We start from the raw sequence: 17,780 nt of genomic DNA, 5'->3' as shown, positions 1-17,780 counted from the left end.
AACTCCGGAGAGTATTTTGATCGTCTGCTCACTTGGCACCTCTTGCTTTTTCTGCGAAAAAAAGGTGTCCGTTTTTATGTAATCAGGCTATTACATGGCTTGTCCTTCATTCGTTCAAACACTCCCCTTCAAATATTCCCTCAAAGCCTCATCCGACGCATACACATAACAACCCTTCATTCCTCGCGTCATTAGTGTTCTATATGTGTTCTTAATAACCATATCGATTTTTTTCGCACCTTCTTCTGGATGATTTTTCAGCAGTGTTTTATAACCTTTGATCGTGTTGTCTTGTTTTGCCCTTTTGCTAGCATCTGTTATCAGCAAGCCAGATTCATTTACTGTTAAATCTGGACCGATGATTACGCCAACATAATCTAGTTCCAATCCTTGGCAGGTATGGATACATCCAATTTGATCGATAGATTCAGGCTTTAGAATCCAAAGACTCCCATCTTCGGTAAGATTCCATTTCATGGAAAAATTATATTCAGGAAATTTGATATCGAAATCCTTTGGATTTTTTTTACTTTTCCATTCCCAACAATACCCTGCTACTAAACGAGCTTTGTTTGCTATTTGATTTTTTTCTTCTATCGCTCTTCGAAGTTCTGAAGGGGAATCAAAAATTATGAAATCATAAGAAATGCCTTCCAGATTGGAATTTGCAGTCTCTCGAATTTGTAGGATATGGTCTAACCAAGCAAGATATCCATCAGAGCCATTACATCGAAATTGAGATTCTAATTTAAGCTTCGTAATATTTGCTTTTGCGTTTTTTGCCCAATGTTCAATCTCTTCTTGGGACCCAACATCTTTTAGAGTCACTCGTTGGTCTTCGTCCAAAAAGAAAACGGATGATCTGGACGCATGAATCAATTCCTTCACTTGATTTTCACCTAAGTTGCCATACAATCCGCTGAATTGATTCAATCGATGTGCTTCATCAATTAACAAAACATCGTATTCATCTTTCTTAGAAGTATAGAAACTACTCGAACCAGAAAAAAGAGATGATATTTTCGTCTTTTTGAGTGTTCCTGTTAACTTTGATTCAAAAACAGCGCGTGGTGCAGCATTCCTAGAAACATACCGAACGTTTAAGTTTCGATTTAATAAGGCAACAAGTAAGTTGATCGCAACAACTGATTTACCTGTTCCTGGTCCTCCTTCCACAATCAAAACGGACTTCCCTGCTTTCTTTACTTGTTCACTTAAATAGAGCGCTTCCTCGAATACGATTTTTTGCTCGTCTATCATCGTAAATTCAGGATTACCTTTCAGCATCATTGCAATTGATTCAGATAATTGTTTCGAAGGTTTTACTTCGGATTTTTCGATTCGATCGATTGTATCTCCAGAATCGCCAAATTGGATTCTCTGAGTTAAAAAATTACGAAGTGCATCTGCATCTTCTCTTAAGAATAAAGGTGCAACGGAAGTATGTAATGAATAAAACTCATCATTTAGTACTCCGTTCTCAGAATTATAATTATGCAGATACGCGCATGGATTGATTTCAATGTTCTTCTCATATACTTCTACATTGAATGATTTTAATAGTTCAGCATAGCTCCAAGCTTGGTAGGATGGATGAGTGGTTTCTACGAGTGACTTACCTAATCTGGTCTTAACAATCGCATCTTTTGAAGTAATTTCTGCTGACTCCCATTGCTTTAATTCAATAATCGCTATAGAGGATTTTTGACTGGGGCCATATCCTGAAACAATGAAATCCACACGTTTGGCGGTTGCAGGTATGTTGTATTCAATGGCAATACCTGCATCGGAAGGTAAATCGCTTCTACCAACAATCCTTTCCATTGCTGTTAGCGAATTTCGCCACGAGCTCACTTCTGCATTCGAAACGCGACCTAGAGTGCGTTTGAAATAGGTGTCCACCATGATTTCGTCAATTCGATTGGAATCTACATCGCTCAGAAATCCATTCACTGTAGATTTATAAATTATCACCTAATTTCTTACCTTAATATCAAGAGTTAGATGCTAAAAATCGGATATGATTCAATTTTTTGCAATATTTTTTCTTTAAAAAGACATCTATGTTTAGGTTTGAAATCTAACTTAAATTATAGGATTCATTGTGATTTTTATTCTACTATATATATGAATCATCGAATGAAGATCTATGGCTTCTCTCTGTTTCATCAACATTGGATCGCTTGTTAAAAGAATTGATCTCATCTATCTCTATTTCTGTTTGAATAAATCCAATTAATCCTTAATCATTGGAATACTTTATAAATTGATCCTATAAGGTTTAAGATCATTTCGGATTCAAAATAAGGCAGGGGCTCACCTCGCCCCCGCCCCCTTCTTCGCTTCTTTCTTCAGATACTCCACAGCTTCCATGGCAAGATACCCTGCTTTAACAATCGCTCGAGGATTGTTTTCCAAGATTCTAAGCCATGACCCAATGTATTCTTTATGCTGCAACTCTCCGCTAAATCCAAATTCACCAGCAAAGATAGCAGAGCAAAGTTCCGCGACTAATTCTTCAAAAGCATAATTCCGAATATCATCAGATAAATCTCGATTCAATCTGTGAAATGCCCCAGTCCAATGGCCTAACTCGTGTAAGTAAACCGCCCAGTAGCCAGCTTCACTTATGAAATACTCCTTTTTTGGCATCCAAATTGTATCCGATTGGACGACATAAGCTGCTCGATCATTTCCGATCTCCTCCATCTTGTGTTTGATCGATTGCACAAACTGAGAAACACTTTCAGGAGCATCTTGAACCGTCATCTTTACAAACAAATGATATTCACTTTCAGGAACATTCACTTGAGCAATATTTAGAACAGGATATGCCTTATGCACCAAACAAGATTTATATTTGATTTCCGTTTCTTCTAGTTCATCCTCGCCACCTTCAACTGCAGATTTCTTTTTAGAAATGATTGGAATTTGAATATGACAAGGATATAAAACATCTGTTTTTGCCGATTCCCCTGTTTTCAATGCATAACCAAGTTTTTTCCATTGGTTCTCTGTGGCCCAAACGGGATAAGTAAACCCGAACTTCACTAAGTCATTGGTGAGCCAAAAGGTATTCAGTAAACCATAGTATTTGTATGTATATGCATTCATTGGAAATCCAAAACTCCGCCAAGGTTTGACCCACTTCTGAAGACTACCCGATTGGATTGCCTCCTTCACATCTTTTGTAATACTCTGAATTATTTTCTTTGAATGGTTCTGTTTCATACAAATGGGTGTAAGGCCAACGGAGAAAGTGTCACAATTTTTGGAAAAAAGTAACGATTGGATTCACTGGCAAACAGAACAGAATATACGTGTTACCTGGGACAAATGGGAGATTTTGATAAAAAAATTTCAGGTCTGGATTTGGGAGAAATGTATCCGAATCGTCGGCTCAGGAAACAAGATTGACAAAATATATACTTGCTAGTATACTTGAATCAGGGAATGCGGAGGATACCACAAATGCCACAGTTGTCATTATATATAGATCAAGATACGCTCAAAAAAATTGAATTAGCTGCCAAAAAAGAAAAAGTTTCGATCTCTCAATGGGTAAAAGTGAAATTGCAAAATTCCTTTGAAAAAAAATGGCCTGAACATTTTTTCCAATTATATGGCTCAATAGTCGATGATTCTTTTGATAAACCTGCTCCCTTGCACTTTAAAAATGAAAGCCCGAGAGATTCATTTTGAATTACTTTTTAGATACAAATATTTGCATTTATTTCCTCAAAGGGAAAAATGAAAATATTGAACATAACATTAGGAAACTTAATCCGAACAGAATTAAAATTCCATCAATCGTGAAAGCTGAACTTCTTTTAGGTGCCTTAAAAAGTAAAAATCCAAAGAATAATAGAAATATAGTCTTAGATTTCTTAGATCCTTTTGAGATCTTAGGGTTTAATGATGTTGATTCGGAAATCTATGCTGAAATTCGTTCAAATCTAGAATTGAAAGGAATTCCGATTGGTCCAAACGACCTTCTTATTGCATCAATAGTGTTACATCATAACGGAATCCTTGTAACAAATAACGAAAAAGAATTTTCAAGAATCAATACTTTGAAATTAGAAAATTGGGTTTCTTAACACGATAGTTTATCCAATGAAAATTAATATTAGCTGGAAAACGATAAGAGAATTTTATTCAGGGAATCAATTTCCAAATGTAAGAAAAATAAGAGAAGATGTATCCCCCTACTTTCCTCTCACTCCTTTTCCCACTAACTTCGCATAATCACTCGGTGACATTTTTTTTAAGGACTTAAAGGCTACATTAAAGTTTGCTTTGGAATTAAATCCAACTTGGTATGCGAGTGATAATAAATTAACCTTTGGGTTTTGTTCGATGAGCTTACAAACTTCTGCAATTCGATATTCATTCACCAATCGATTGAAGTTCATTCCTAAATACGCATTGATGTACTCACTCAATTGGTAATCTTTAATCCCTAATCGTTCGGAAAGATTGGAAAGGTTGATTGTTTCTTCTCGGTAAACGAATTCTTGTTTCAGCAAATGGTCTAAGTCTTGTTGTAATTTTTCCAAATTGAGATTTAGGATTCGGGAAGTGCGATAGGATTGCCTTAGGCCAGGTAATATATCTTTAAACAACTCATGATTGATTTCTGTTCCAATGAATGCTACAACTGCCATGAAGGTAGCGATTCCTGCTGTAAAATAAATCCCAGAGTTCCAACGGAATAAAGTGCTTAAAAAAATAAAACTAGCAAACGTTATATTGCCTTTTAAGATCATCCCCAAAACTCGGACACCAAGTTTTGCTTCCTCATTTGGATTGTTGTAGAGGATATGTCGGTATTGGTAAATCATCCATAAGAAACTGATCACCCAATACAAACAACCAAGTAAAGCCATGTATTCTGGAATGGAAAATGGAAGACCCGTAAAACTTTCCTTCATGGATTGTTCTAACGATTGCGGATAGAAGATTTGTAAGGAAACAAGTAGTACAATCACAACAAATGTTGGGTACAATCGTTTGAGCTTACCGAAAGGGACTGGTTCTGTATTTAAGAACTGTTCAATGGTATACTGCATGCTCCCTGGAATCAAATAGATGATGGGCACATACCCATGATTCAGGAGTGGGAATTCAAATTCGAATCCTGCAAACAATCGGTATGCATAAATGATGAGAGTCCCGCCAGAAAAAGCCGCAATCATTGCGAAGGGAAACCCTTTGGAACCTTTCTCTTTTACGAGGATTCCGATTCCTAAAACAAAATGATACCAGGCACCAAATTGGAGCCAAGACCCCATAAATTCAGACATACGACAAAAGTCGGACAATATGCACGGATTCGTCAACTGTTTGGAATTGCGAGTGTACGAATAAAACGTACAAAATTATCATTTTAGACCTACTTTTTCGTCCAAGATTCCCATTTTAGACGCAAACCCTCCCTCTTTATGTTATTTTTGAGGCAATTCAGAGGCGAATTATGAAAAAGCAAAAAAACTATCTCACTCTCCTCCTCATCTTAGGGAACTTCCTACTTGTGGCGTGTGGGGGGAATGGAAACCAAAACGGAAAAGAAACGAGTGCCATCTTGTCGGTGTTAAATGGTAGGTCGCAAAGCTCAAATGCGACACCAGAAATGTTACAACAAAGTAATGCTTCATACACTAGAGATATACAAACGGCATTCCAAAATGAAAACGATGGAAGTTTTTCGTTTAACGATAACATTTCGTTTTTAAGTAACGACGGTGTCAAAATCACAGGAAACTTGTTCATCCCAAAATCTGGGACAGGTCCATTCCCTGCGATTATATTTGTCAATAGCTGGGCGCTCAATGAATACGAATACATTGTCCCTGCAGCCAAACTCGCAAAAAAAGGATATGTTGTGTTTAGTTACAACACAAGAGGGTTCGGAACATCCGGTGGACTCATCAATGTAGCAGGACCCAAAGATATGGAAGACCTTTCCAAAGGAATCGATTTCCTTTTAGCGAATGCTCCAGTCAATGCGTCAAACATCGGTATTGCGGGGATTTCGTATGGTGCGGGAATTTCATTACTGGGACTCAGCAAAGAACCAAGGATCAAAACCGCAGTGGCTATGAGTGGTTGGGGAAGTTTACCTGATTCTCTTTATGGCAACCAATCACCAAGACTTGTTTGGGGACTCCTACTTGTCACCGCAGGTTATATCACAGTAAGGATGGATCCAATCATTGCAGAGAACTTTCAAAAACTATTGGATACAAGAGACGTTGCCACTGTATTATCCTGGGCAAGAGAAAGATCACCTAACAATTTTGTAGCGGAACTCAATGCATCTGGCAAACCAGTTTACATTTCCAATAACTCACAAGATAATTTATTCCAACCAAACCAAATCCTTCCCTACTTCGAACAACTCACGGTTCCTAAAAAACTGGATTTAAACAATGGAATCCATGCAACAGCAGAGATTGGTGGGATTCTCGGAATTAACAATTATGTTTGGACGAACGCCTATGACTGGTTCGATTATTGGTTAAAAGGAATCCAAAATGGAATTATGACAAAACCAAAAGTGACGATCCAAAAACGTTTCTCTAGTGATCGAGTGAGTTATTCCTCTTGGCCAAACCCTTCCAAGGTTGAAAAGACTTACCACTTACGACCCATGGGACTCTTTAGCCCAGGTAGAATCACAACAACAGCAAACACAAGTAATGGGAACGATACCATTTTATCGGGTGGGACAAGTGCCTCAACGGGGGTTCCTCTATTATCAGAGATATTGGATGGAGCCGTTTCCGTTCCAGTCAAAACAAATGTAAATTTAATTGATCGGACAAATGCAATGTTGTATCTATCCGATAATCTCTCTTCTCCACTCAAACTTCGTGGGAGAACATTTTACAAAGGTCGTATCAATAGTTCTGATTACGCACCACATGTAGTTGTGTACCTCTATGAAGTCGACTTTTGGGGAACGGGAAAACTTATCAGCCATGGAACAGCCACTCTTTTCAATGTGAAAGGAAAAGACGTAGACCTAAATGTAGACATGCAAGCAGTCGCACATGACTTCCCTGCTGGATCTCGCATTGGTTTGGCGATTGATAACATTGACCCCATGTATGCAGTACCAAAACCAATTTCACTCTACACAACAACCTTTAAACATAGCACAAGCACAGCATCCACACTTAAGTTTGAAAGTGAATGAAAGACGTATCACTTAGTATTTGCTAGGTGAAGTTTTGGGAGAGACCCTCTCTCCCATTTTTTTAAGTTCAAATTCGGTATAGAAGCGCCCCGGATAGTAGCGGAAATCCTTTGCCTTTGGCAAAGATTGGAGCGTATAGCCGGAAATGGCGCCCTAAATGTTTCTTTTTCAAAACGGAACAACAGATAATGATTGCCTCCCCAGTTCTACGAGGTGAAACTATCTTTGATTTTTGAAATAAGGGATTTTTTTTGCCAATACATTATTTTGCAGGACTCCATCTGCACGAAATCACTTCGGAACTAACCAAACAAATTAAAAAGGAACAAATTGAAAATCCACTTCGTATGCCACTTGTGGTAGTGCCGAATACGAATTTAATCCCTTGGTTAAAACTCAACATACCGAAGTACAATGACTCACAGCTTTCTATCAACATTGAATTTACATTCTTAGAAAAAGCGATTTTAAAAACGATATTTGCTTCCTTACAAATACCTCCTTGGGCAGAAGAGGAAGAATTTTATGATTACAATTCATTTAAAAAAGATTGTTTTCGTTTCCTCTATGAAAACCAAACAACCTTATTCCAAAGTCATCCAGAAATCAAAACCTACATTTCCGATTTACCGAAGTTATACTATTTATCAGACCTTTTGACAAAGTATTTTAAGGATTATGAATTGAACAGGTCAGACTGGATTCACAACTGGTTAAGGGACACGAAGAGTCAAATCCCTAACCATCTCACAAAGGATCCGTATTGGGAATTGGAAAAAGAAATTTACCTTGAGTTAAGCAAAGACGATCAAAGAAACCTATTCTATTACCTTGAGAAAGGAAAAGAATTATCCCTCCAAGGGAGTTTGCATTTTTTTTGTTTGTCCAATTTGTCAGGGACTTATATTGATTTTTTGAAAACGGTTTCGAAGAATCCAAACTTTAATATCTATATCTACCAATTTCATAATGGTAAAGTCATTGGACAAAATCCAGAGAAGACTAAAAACTATTTATCCAAATTTGCAAAACCACAATCCTATTTAGCAAAAGAATTTTCAAACGCGACCAAACAAAAAGAAAAATCCAAATATGCAAGTGGTGGCATGCTTGCAAAACTCAAATCCATTTTACTTGAAGAACAAGTGAAGGAAGAGAACTATTTAAACGACCAAACCGTTCGGGTATGGAATGCACCTTCTGAATACCGCGAGATGGAATCCATCGCACATGATATCCTTCATAAAATCAGCATAAGCAAAGGGACTTTAAGTTTATTAGACTTTGCGATCCTTGTTCCGAATACCAATGATTACAAAGCAGCGATTGAATGGGTTTTTCATGGAGGGATTTATACAACACAAACGATGGAAGAGACCCCTACTCTCCACCGATTGAATTATTCTCTTTCGGATTTAGTGGCGAAAGATTCTTCTTTGTTATACAAAGTATTTTCAATTCTCTTCCCATCGTTTTTAAACCAACGAATCGAAAAAGAGGATTTCATTCAATTGCTCGAGAATCCACTCATCACTGGCAAAAACAAAACGACATCCTCTGACCAAACAAATTCCGTTAGCCAATTACTCAATTCACTTGGTTCTCTTTATGATGAAAACAAAGAGGAGAATCCTTATACCATTTCCTTTGGAGTGAAACGCGCACTCCTTTCTGTGATCAGTGATGAAACAACTACTTGGGATAGGATGGGTATGATCACAGATCCTTTGGCAGAAGAAGATTCTGTTTTGCATCTGAATTTGGTTTGGGAACAAATCAAATCCTTACAATCGTTTTTTGAATCGGAATTTTTACAGTTGCCTGCAAATGAACGATTTAAGTCATTCGAATCCAAATGGAATCTGTTCTTCAAATTTAGTGAGGAAACAGAAAACGAAAGGATCTATTTGACAACATGGTTAGAAACCATTGCGAAATGGTGTGATACCGAATGGAACAACGTAAGTGACTTTTTACAATTCCTTACCTTGCAAACAGATGAAATCTTTTCCAACATTTCCGCACAAAAAGGAAATTACCTAACGGAAGGGATTACGATTTCTCTTTTACAACCGATGCGACCCATTCCCTTTTCCCATATCTATATCGTTGGGTTAGGTGAAGGTAAGTTTCCTGGATCCAAAGATCTATCTAGATTCAATCTTAGAAAAAATGATGCAAAACCTTGGGATTTGAATCGAATCGAAATCCAAGAATCGTTGCTCTGGGAAACCATTTTATCGGCAGAAGATAGCATCACATTTTCCTATGTTGGAAAAAACACATTAGAAGATAAGGAATTTGAGCCATGTTCAAGTTTATTTGAGATTATGAATTCACTTGGGATCGATAGAGCAACTGAAATTCCCCTAACACCCTATAGTCGATTTTATGAGAAGGAAATTCTTCATTCCTATGATTATGCTAGAAATTTAAAACAGTATAGAAGTTTAGAGACAGAGTTGCCAAAACCAAGTTTTACTTCCTTAGAAGATTTGGTTTTACCTAATTCAGAATTAAAATCCAAAAAAGAAATCTCAATATCATCCATTGCAGCGGCATTTCAAAACCCCATTCTCCCTTACATCAAAGAAAACTTAGGGTACATGGACGATGAAGAGGAAACATCTTCCGAAGAACCTTTTTATTTCAACTCATTGGAATCGTTTCTATTCAAAGCGAAATTTGTTCCACTCTTTACAGAATCCTTGGCAAACGAAGAACCTTGGCCTTGGGACAAAAATACAATTGGGCAAAAGATCAATGAATTCAGTACAATCGCAGAACAGAAGGCAGAATTTCCTTATGGTGCTTTCCATCTTGTCACAACAGAGACTTTATTAGAAGAACTCACAGAAATTGCAGAGGTATATCAATCATTAAAATCAGAACTCTTTTCGAATTCGAATGAAGTGCAATACGTAAGTTCCCTCTCCATTGGTGATACAGGGTTACGTGACGGCTTCCAATTGCCTGCCTTTTCTTTGGATGAGAACCAGTCGATCACGGGAGAGTGGGAGAATCTGATAGCAATCGGTGATACTTACTATTGGTTTTATCCAAAAAGTTTCGTTCCCAAACCAGAAAAACCAAACGATTCGATCAAAAAATACTTAAAAGATTATTTTGGTAAGATGATCCATCTCTTCTTAAGTGCCTGTCTCTTCCGAACGATCGGAAAAAAATTAGTCATCATTCCTATTTTAGCAAAACAGAAATCGGGAGATGGTATCCTTCGCTTTGATAGTTTGCCCGAAAGAGAATCTTGCGATTACATTCGAAAGATTGTAAACCTCATCAATGAATCACCTCCGATGTACATACCAAACCCTGGACTCAATTTGTTTTTTGCAGAGATGGGAATGGAACACTCGGAAGAGGATGAGGGTAAATTAGAAACTGCCTGGAAGGAATTTTTGGAAGAAGAATCGGATCAAATCTTAGAATTTGAATCGGAGCATATGAAACTATCGCCTTATGGGAAGGATTTGTTGTATCAATTTTCGTTCAAGAAGGTCTATTCCCTACTCCTACCCCTTCTAAGAAAAGGATTTTAAACATGGACCATCCTTTACGTAACCATCCCAATTTTATCGAAGCATCTGCTGGAACAGGCAAAACACATCTCATTATGCAAATGTTAGGTGATGTTATGACGCATGATGTTGAAAATTTTGTCAAAGAGAATCGACTACTGCAATGTTTGGTACTCACCTTTACAGAAAAAGCGGCGGGAGAATTAAAGGCTCGGTTAAAATTAAAAATCCTAGAACTCTATGACAATGGCAAACACCCAGAATACTACCAGTACCTCCGGGATTTAGACCAAGTCACAATCTCCACCATCCATGGTTTCTGTAATATGGTGTTAACAGAATATCCAGTAGAAACCCAAAACAATCCCAATGTCAAACTCACATCGAATGAAGAATTGATCCGAAAGACATTCTACGAGCTGAAAAGGAGCCAATGGGAAGGTAGAGACAAAGAGTCACTCGCAAACGACATTCTCATATCCGATTTAAAGAAACAGGAAGACATTGTTGTTAGCTCCACTTCAAAACTCCTTGCCGATACAAAGGACTATGTATTCCCAAGATTAGTATCCTTAGAAGAATGCATAGACAATGCAAAGAAAAGGAATGTCTCGGATGTCATCATCACAATCTGTGAAGAATTAAAAGGACCAACTGGTGAATCCATCTTTGCACAAGGTGCAAAAGGGAGCATCCCGCAATGGATGGAAAATTGGTCCTCACTTGAGTTGCTAGCTAATGCGATCCTTAGCGAAGATATAAAGTATATAGCCAAAGAATTGAAACGAATTGCGAAGTTAGGTCGTTCTCTTGGAAAGGATATTGGTAAGGCTACAGGATTCGATTATTTCCTTTTGGAAGGGAGTACGATTGCCAAAAAATTAGACCAAGCCTCCATTCAATTACAAGGGAAAATAGAAACTGTTGTTGTTTCGCTAAAAGAAATTTTCCCTATTAACCAATTGGATTACGAAGGAGCCATCTTCTTACAAAATACAGTAAACGAACTCACTTCCAAAACAAAAGCCATCATCGATAAAGGGGAATACCTGACGTATGATCAAATGATCTTAAAGGTATATGATGTGATTGTGAGAAATCCCAACCAAACCTTGGTCCAATCCTTACAAGAACGATTCCAAGTTTGTATCCTAGATGAATTCCAAGACACAGACAAAAACCAATACCGAATTTTTAAAACTTTGTTTTTAGACAAAGAAACAAAGTCGAGAATGCTCTTTTGTATAGGAGACCCGAAACAAAGCATCTACGGATTTCGTGGTGCCGATATAGGAATTTATCTAGAAGCTTCTAGTGACTTTGAAGGATCGAAAGCGACTCTCGAAACTAATTATCGATCCACAAACGAATTAATCCATGGACTCAATACCATTTTCCATGATGAAACAAAAGAATTTGGTACAACCTATTTTTTCCCTATCGAAGAACCTGGATCTAAAAAAGAGAACTACTTATACCATAAAGTAGTTTCGCCAGATTCTGATACCATCAAATACAAGTATGTGAATCCGAATGAATCAGCGATTCATATCTTTGATTTTAAGGAACGGTTTCCTACTGTAGACAAAGCAAGAAATACTTGGGCGGAAACAATCCGCAATGAAATCAAACGCATCCAAAAGAAAGAAACAACTCTTCCCTATAACAAAAAAGGCGAACGAGAAATCCAAGAGATCAAATTAAAAGACATCGCCATTCTTTGTGGGAATCAAAAAGAAACAGAACTGGTTGAATTTTACCTAACAAGAGCGGGTATCCCCTGTTCCATCTACAAACAAAGAGGGATTTACCAATCCAGAGAAGCCGATCAAATTCAAAATCTTTTAGAATGTTTACTGAGTTCCAACTCTTCCCAAAGTTATAAAAAAATTCTCTTCTCTGATATCTTTTATATCCACCCACTTGAAATCCAAAAGTTTGATGAACACTCCATTGACTCGTACGAGAAATCACTCATCGACAAATGGCAAAGACTCGTCAAAGAAAATCGATATGCAAGTTTCTTTCGTTCTGTCATGGATGAAACCAAACTCTTTTGGTTAGAAGGCAAAAGCACACTCGAATGGGAACGTAAACGAACAAACTTCCGGCAAATCTTTCAAAAATTATTAGAAATACAACTGAAGTCAAATTGTAGTCTCCAAGAGTTACTCTCCCATTTACGCGAGCTCAAACAAAAAAAACAATCTCCCGAGGAAGAGCCGTTATTTGATCGCGAAACAGAAGAAGATTCGGTACAAATTTTAACCATCCATGCTTCAAAAGGTTTAGAGTGGCCAGTCGTATTCTTATTTTATTTTGGGAACAGGGGAAACCATATAAAGAATAAAGAATACCCGATCGAAATCGAAACACCGGAAGGCAAAAAACGAAAATGGATTCTTGACTTATGGGATTTAAATCCAGATAAAGATGACGAACAAAATCATTTCCTGAATGAACAAAAACGTCTGTTATATGTTGCGCTGACAAGGCCCAATCTAAGGCTTTACCTTCCCAAACTCAATTGGGGTGGTGCCGATAAACTTCCCAATTCTGGTTATAGTCAAATCCTCTACCAAGAACTAAATAGAATTCAATCCTTGAGAAATCAGAATCCATCACTTACTTCGAGTTTTATATTCCGAGATCCGAATGAATTTGCAGAATCAAACAATACAAATCCTCGTCCTGCAACTGACAACCTTTTGAAGAAACCAACCTCCCCTATTCTCTACCCTTCTGAAATTAAAATTGGTCGAGTGCTCTTGCAACATAGTTACACAAGTTTACAAGCAAGTGAAAAAAACTTACAAATCCCCCAAGAAGAAATCAAAAAGGAATTAGAAGAAACTCCTGATCTGGAAGTGATTACGACTTTTGAATTGCCTTCCAGTGCGAAGGTTGGAAACTTTTTACATAACATTTTAGAATTATGTGACTTCTCACTCTTTCAATTAGATGAGGAAACAATCCTCCAAAGTCCATCCTGGAAGTGGGCTTACCAAAAATCCTTTGCCAGGTATCCAGTAGAAGTCGAAGGGAAGGATTCAAAAATAGAATCGACTGTTGCTCAGCTTTTGAAAAATGCAATGACAGCTAAGATCCATCTTGCAACGGGTAACTCCATATCCTTAAGTGAGTTAAAGGAAGAAGAAAAGTCCGCAGAATTAAAATTCCATTTATTCTTACAAAACTTACTTAAAGAAAATGGTGCCTCTTTAACAGAAGGGTTCGAACACTATTTAAAAGGAGCCATTGATTTGGTGTTTGTGAAGGATCAGAAATTCTATATTGTCGATTATAAATCCAATCTATTACCGAACAATGATTATAGCGTCGAAGCAGTTGTAAGTGCTGTCCGAGACAAAGGCTATCTTTTCCAAAAGTCAGTGTATTCGTTTATTCTATTCGAATACCTGAAGTCCCTTTTTGGTCCGAGTGGAGCCTTAGACAAGTTTGGTGGAGTCTTCTATTTATTCTTACGAGGGATGTCAGGGGATAAACAAACAGGAATTTACTCTGATTTAAAACATTCCGATTCCGAATGGACACTCGAGCAGTTTGAAGGGATCAAAAAAGAAGTGATGGCCTATATCCGTAGTGTTTCTGACCAATTAGAAAAGGTATATTCATGAAAGTGATCGATGAAAAAATCCAATCCTTTGTGAATTCCTTATACAATCTTTTCCCCGATTGGGACTCGTCACTCAAGGATACGATTGCAAGTTTACTTATACAATCCAAAAGCGGAGATTTGTATCTTCCCATCACAGATGACAACACAATCGACAAACTGAAAACCTATTTCCCGTTTGTGATTGAGAAAGCGGGAAAAGAATCTCGACTGTATCTCAAAAAAAGTCATTCGGAAAAAATCAAATTCGAAACCTTACTCAATGCATTCTTAACCCATAAAACAAACCAAAAAAAGAATACACAGATCTCTTCTGATCAAATCACAAAAATTGTGAGTGATTTAGAAACAGAATCAAAGATCACACTTGCAAAAGAACAAAGGGAAACGATCAGAGATGTCATCACTTCCAATTTCCGTGTGATCGCTGGTGGCCCAGGGACTGGTAAAACTACAGTTGTTTCCTTTCTCTTAATGGCAATAGACCGCTTACAATTACTCCCTAGTGTTGAACGGATTGCACTTGTGGCACCAACTGGAAGAGCTGCTCAGCGCCTAACAGAATCCATCCAAAGGAATTTAGAAAGATTTGCAGAGAATCCTTCTGAGTCTTCTAGTTTCCGCGGACAAACCATTCACAATTTATTAAAAATCAATCCAACAACAAACCAAGCCAAATTTGGAGAAAAGCGGACATTGCCATATGATCTCATCATCATGGATGAAACCTCGATGGTTGATTTAAAATTGATGAATTTATTTTTTTCAGCAATCCATTTTGATACTCATATAATACTTCTGGGTGATCCGAACCAACTTCCTTCGGTTGGACAAGGCGAGGTATTAACCGATCTCATCACGACGTTAAAAAACAAAAAAGAATTTTTATCAGAACTTAAAAGTAACCATCGGTTTTCGAATGATTCTGAATTCAGTGTGTTTGCTGAAGTCGTCAAACAATCCTTTGATGAGAGTAATGAAACGAAATCGTTCCCAAAACCAAACCTCATCACAAAAACAGAACTCCATTTGGGAAAGGATTTTGTTTGGATCCAAGGTGATAAAAAAACAAAACAAACAAAGGGAAACCATCCTGAGATCCTAGATTGGAACTTAGAGAGTATGGTTCCATTTTTATGGGAAGAATGGTATCTTCACACTGCCAATAAAACCGCAAACCTCAATTGGGAACCGAACGCACTAAAAGACCCAAAGAATAAATTGATGTTTGAATCTATCATTAATGAGTATAGATGTCTCACGATCTTACGAAATGGTTACTTTGGAATTGAATCCATCCAAAATCAGATTTTGAGTTATGCCAAAAAACAAATCACAAATCCGAAAAACGAAACGAATCTCAAATACCGCCAGTTATCTAAGTCGTTTTACTTTGAAGGGATGCCTATCATCATCCAATCAAATGACCAAATGAGAAAATTATTCAATGGTGACATTGGCCTTGTGGTTTCGATCCATTCTGAGTTAAGAGCAGTATTCTCCATTGAAGATCGTTTGTATTCCTTTGCACTGGATACACTACCTGACCATGAACCAGCCTTTTTTCTCACCATACACAAAAGCCAAGGTTCGGAATACAAATCGATTTTACTCTATCTCCCTCCCTTAACTGCTTTGGATGTAGATCCAGAAAACAATCTATCCATTCTCAACCGAAGGATCTTGTACACGGCAATCACTCGCGCCAAAGAAAGAGTAATCCTACTTGGAGATTTCCAAACATGGGAATTTGGATTACAATCATTCCGCAAACGGTATACAGGAATTCAGATTTCGTAAGATTCCATTGATATAGTTTATAGAAACGCTAAATCGAAACGGTAGGCACCGAGTTTAGTTCAAAAACTAAACTCGTTTTTTATATAAATTATTCGGAAAATCAAATTGTAATGAAAATCCTTGAGTACCATCAATACTCAAGGTTCCTCCCATTTGTTTCTCAGCGATGATCTTCAGTAAACTGAGTCCCAATTTTTTCTGATCATTGAAATCAAATGAGGTTGGTAACCCTACCCCATTGTCTTTGTATTCAAGATAAGACCTATCCCCATCTATTCTAAACTTGATCGAAATTTTACCTTTTGTTTCTTCAGGGAATGCATATTTGAAACTATTGGAAAGAAGCTCGGTAAAAATCAAACCTAACGGAACGGCAGTATCCAACAAAAGTACGCCTTGATTTGCTTCGAGTTGGATATCGACTCCCTTTCCTATGTTTGGAAACATGGTTTTCACCATTTGAGTCAGGGATAAAAGATAATCGGATACCTGGATTTCACTTAGGTCTTTATTTTGATACAAATGATCATGCACAAGTGACATGGTTTGGATTTTTAGAGAAGTATTCTCTACGATTTTGCGTATGTTTTGATCATCCGGAAAATCAGATGACTGAATCATCAATAGTGACCTAACAAGCTCTATTGAGTTTTTTGTTCGATGGAAGATCTCTCCGATCAAATTCTCTTTTTCTTTTAATGACTTCTGAATTACTTTTGCATTCTCTTCGTTTTCTTGTATCTCCTTGGAAAGCCGCACATTCGAATGAATCAGCTTTTCATAGGGTTCGTTAATCGCAGACACAAAAACTGCCTTATAAATGAATTGGAAGGCAACTACTTTGAAAATATGACCCAAAACATTGAAGACATCGAATACACTTGTATATACGGCAAATACGAGTTCACTAAAAAAACAAATGATGAATGCTGCTAAAAAATACTTCCTTTGTTTTTCAGAATGTACGGATTTTGAAAACGAATACAAGACGATGGCCACAACCAACATACACATGATTACTAACTCTGCATTCTTCTTGAATTGAGAAAGGCCAACACCATGGATGTACGTATCTGGAATGAGATGCGAATTAAAAATCACCAATTGGTAAACGATTCCAACGAGAAACAACGATATAACGATATAGAGGTTCGCTCTAAAGGCACTATACCGTCTGTTAGGTTTCACATAGATTGCCACGATAAAAACAAGAGCCGTAATCATCCTGGATATGAGCCAAAACTGAGTGGATTTATTACCTGAGTTGGGAGTCACAAAATCAGGCATACCTTTATATCCCATTGTATGCATAAAATCGATAAGCCCAATCACCAAAAACCCAATACTTAAAAAATACGTTTGTGTATTGCGGCTCCGGGAGTAGGAAGAATAACCCAACCCAAAAATGGAAAGTGAAACAATGATGCTAAAGATTTCTGCGATATTATGAAATACAACAAAAGACTCAACGGGATATTCTTTGTAAAATACATCAGGTAAAAGCAAAATACATGCTATAGGGACAATACAAAAGAGAAGTATCATCCCATAAAACTGGATTTGTTTCCAATCAACGAAAGAGTTATAAATACGCATGTTTTAGTTG

10 protein-coding genes are annotated in these 17,780 nt (G+C 37.4%); 6 read left to right on the top strand and 4 right to left on the bottom strand.

What is annotated here, in order from left to right; translation table 11 throughout:
- Positions 1-114: 114 nt before the first annotated feature.
- Positions 115-1,974 carry a DUF2075 domain-containing protein gene (locus EHQ59_RS00340; RefSeq protein WP_135617198.1) on the bottom strand — a complete coding sequence of 620 codons (1,860 nt, stop codon included), beginning with the start codon at positions 1,972-1,974 and terminating at the stop codon, positions 115-117.
- A 342-nt stretch (positions 1,975-2,316) separates the two neighbouring features.
- Positions 2,317-3,231 carry an ArdC family protein gene (locus EHQ59_RS00335; RefSeq protein WP_135617197.1) on the bottom strand — a complete coding sequence of 305 codons (915 nt, stop codon included), beginning with the start codon at positions 3,229-3,231 and terminating at the stop codon, positions 2,317-2,319.
- 240 nt (positions 3,232-3,471) lie between these two features.
- Here EHQ59_RS00335 and EHQ59_RS00330 point away from each other — a divergent pair, with 240 nt between their 5' ends.
- Positions 3,472-3,702 carry a toxin-antitoxin system, antitoxin component gene (locus EHQ59_RS00330; protein WP_135617196.1) on the top strand — a complete coding sequence of 77 codons (231 nt, stop codon included), beginning with the start codon at positions 3,472-3,474 and terminating at the stop codon, positions 3,700-3,702.
- The gene (gene vapC, locus EHQ59_RS00325; RefSeq protein WP_135617195.1) at positions 3,699-4,100 is read left to right on the top strand and encodes a type II toxin-antitoxin system tRNA(fMet)-specific endonuclease VapC; all 402 of its coding nucleotides are present in this window, start codon (positions 3,699-3,701) and stop codon (positions 4,098-4,100) included. The genes EHQ59_RS00330 and vapC overlap by 4 nt, the downstream gene beginning before the upstream one ends.
- Positions 4,101-4,208: 108 nt before the next feature.
- On the opposite strand, the gene EHQ59_RS00320 is transcribed toward vapC, so the two are convergent.
- A complete protein-coding gene (locus EHQ59_RS00320; RefSeq protein WP_135617194.1) occupies positions 4,209-5,306 on the bottom strand; it encodes a helix-turn-helix domain-containing protein in 1,098 nt (365 codons plus the stop codon).
- Positions 5,307-5,476: 170 nt separating this feature from the next.
- Between EHQ59_RS00320 and EHQ59_RS00315 the strand changes: the two genes are divergently transcribed.
- The 4 genes from EHQ59_RS00315 to recD all read left to right on the top strand — a co-directional run bounded on the left by EHQ59_RS00315 (position 5,477) and on the right by recD (position 16,174).
- Positions 5,477-7,201: an alpha/beta fold hydrolase gene (locus EHQ59_RS00315; RefSeq protein WP_135617193.1), complete on the top strand. Its 1,725-nt coding sequence runs from the start codon at positions 5,477-5,479 to the stop codon at positions 7,199-7,201.
- 251 nt (positions 7,202-7,452) lie between these two features.
- Complete coding sequence (locus EHQ59_RS00310; protein WP_135617192.1) at positions 7,453-10,758, top strand: exodeoxyribonuclease V subunit gamma; 3,306 nt, start codon at positions 7,453-7,455, stop codon at positions 10,756-10,758.
- Positions 10,759-10,760: 2 nt separating this feature from the next.
- Positions 10,761-14,375 (top strand): UvrD-helicase domain-containing protein, encoded by a 3,615-nt coding sequence (locus tag EHQ59_RS00305; RefSeq protein WP_135617191.1) that lies wholly within the window; start codon positions 10,761-10,763, stop codon positions 14,373-14,375.
- Positions 14,372-16,174, top strand: a complete 1,803-nt coding sequence (gene recD, locus EHQ59_RS00300) for an exodeoxyribonuclease V subunit alpha (protein WP_135617190.1) — start codon at positions 14,372-14,374, stop codon at positions 16,172-16,174. Before EHQ59_RS00305 ends, recD begins: the two co-directional genes overlap by 4 nt.
- Positions 16,175-16,240: 66 nt before the next feature.
- On the opposite strand, the gene EHQ59_RS00295 is transcribed toward recD, so the two are convergent.
- The gene (locus EHQ59_RS00295) at positions 16,241-17,770 is read right to left on the bottom strand and encodes an MASE3 domain-containing protein (RefSeq protein ID WP_135617189.1); all 1,530 of its coding nucleotides are present in this window, start codon (positions 17,768-17,770) and stop codon (positions 16,241-16,243) included.
- Between the last annotated feature and the right edge of the window lie 10 nt (positions 17,771-17,780).

The sequence above is a fragment of the Leptospira kemamanensis genome, from assembly GCF_004769665.1.
Lineage (GTDB): Bacteria > Spirochaetota > Leptospiria > Leptospirales > Leptospiraceae > Leptospira_A > Leptospira_A kemamanensis.
The sequence above is the reverse complement of the archived record's forward strand: the minus strand, read 5'-3'. Positions and strand labels throughout refer to the sequence as shown.

Bases quoted from the DNA above. Each gene is read 5' to 3' on its own strand.
- EHQ59_RS00335 (WP_135617197.1), bottom strand. From the start codon at position 3,231: ATGAAACAGAACCATTCAAAGAAAATAATTCAGAGTATTACAAAAGAT.
- recD (WP_135617190.1), top strand. From the start codon at position 14,372: ATGAAAGTGATCGATGAAAAAATCCAATCCTTTGTGAATTCCTTATAC.
- EHQ59_RS00295 (WP_135617189.1), bottom strand. From the start codon at position 17,770: ATGCGTATTTATAACTCTTTCGTTGATTGGAAACAAATCCAGTTTTAT.
- EHQ59_RS00305 (WP_135617191.1), top strand. From the start codon at position 10,761: ATGGACCATCCTTTACGTAACCATCCCAATTTTATCGAAGCATCTGCT.
- EHQ59_RS00320 (WP_135617194.1), bottom strand. From the start codon at position 5,306: ATGTCTGAATTTATGGGGTCTTGGCTCCAATTTGGTGCCTGGTATCAT.
- EHQ59_RS00315 (WP_135617193.1), top strand. From the start codon at position 5,477: ATGAAAAAGCAAAAAAACTATCTCACTCTCCTCCTCATCTTAGGGAAC.
- EHQ59_RS00330 (WP_135617196.1), top strand. From the start codon at position 3,472: ATGCCACAGTTGTCATTATATATAGATCAAGATACGCTCAAAAAAATT.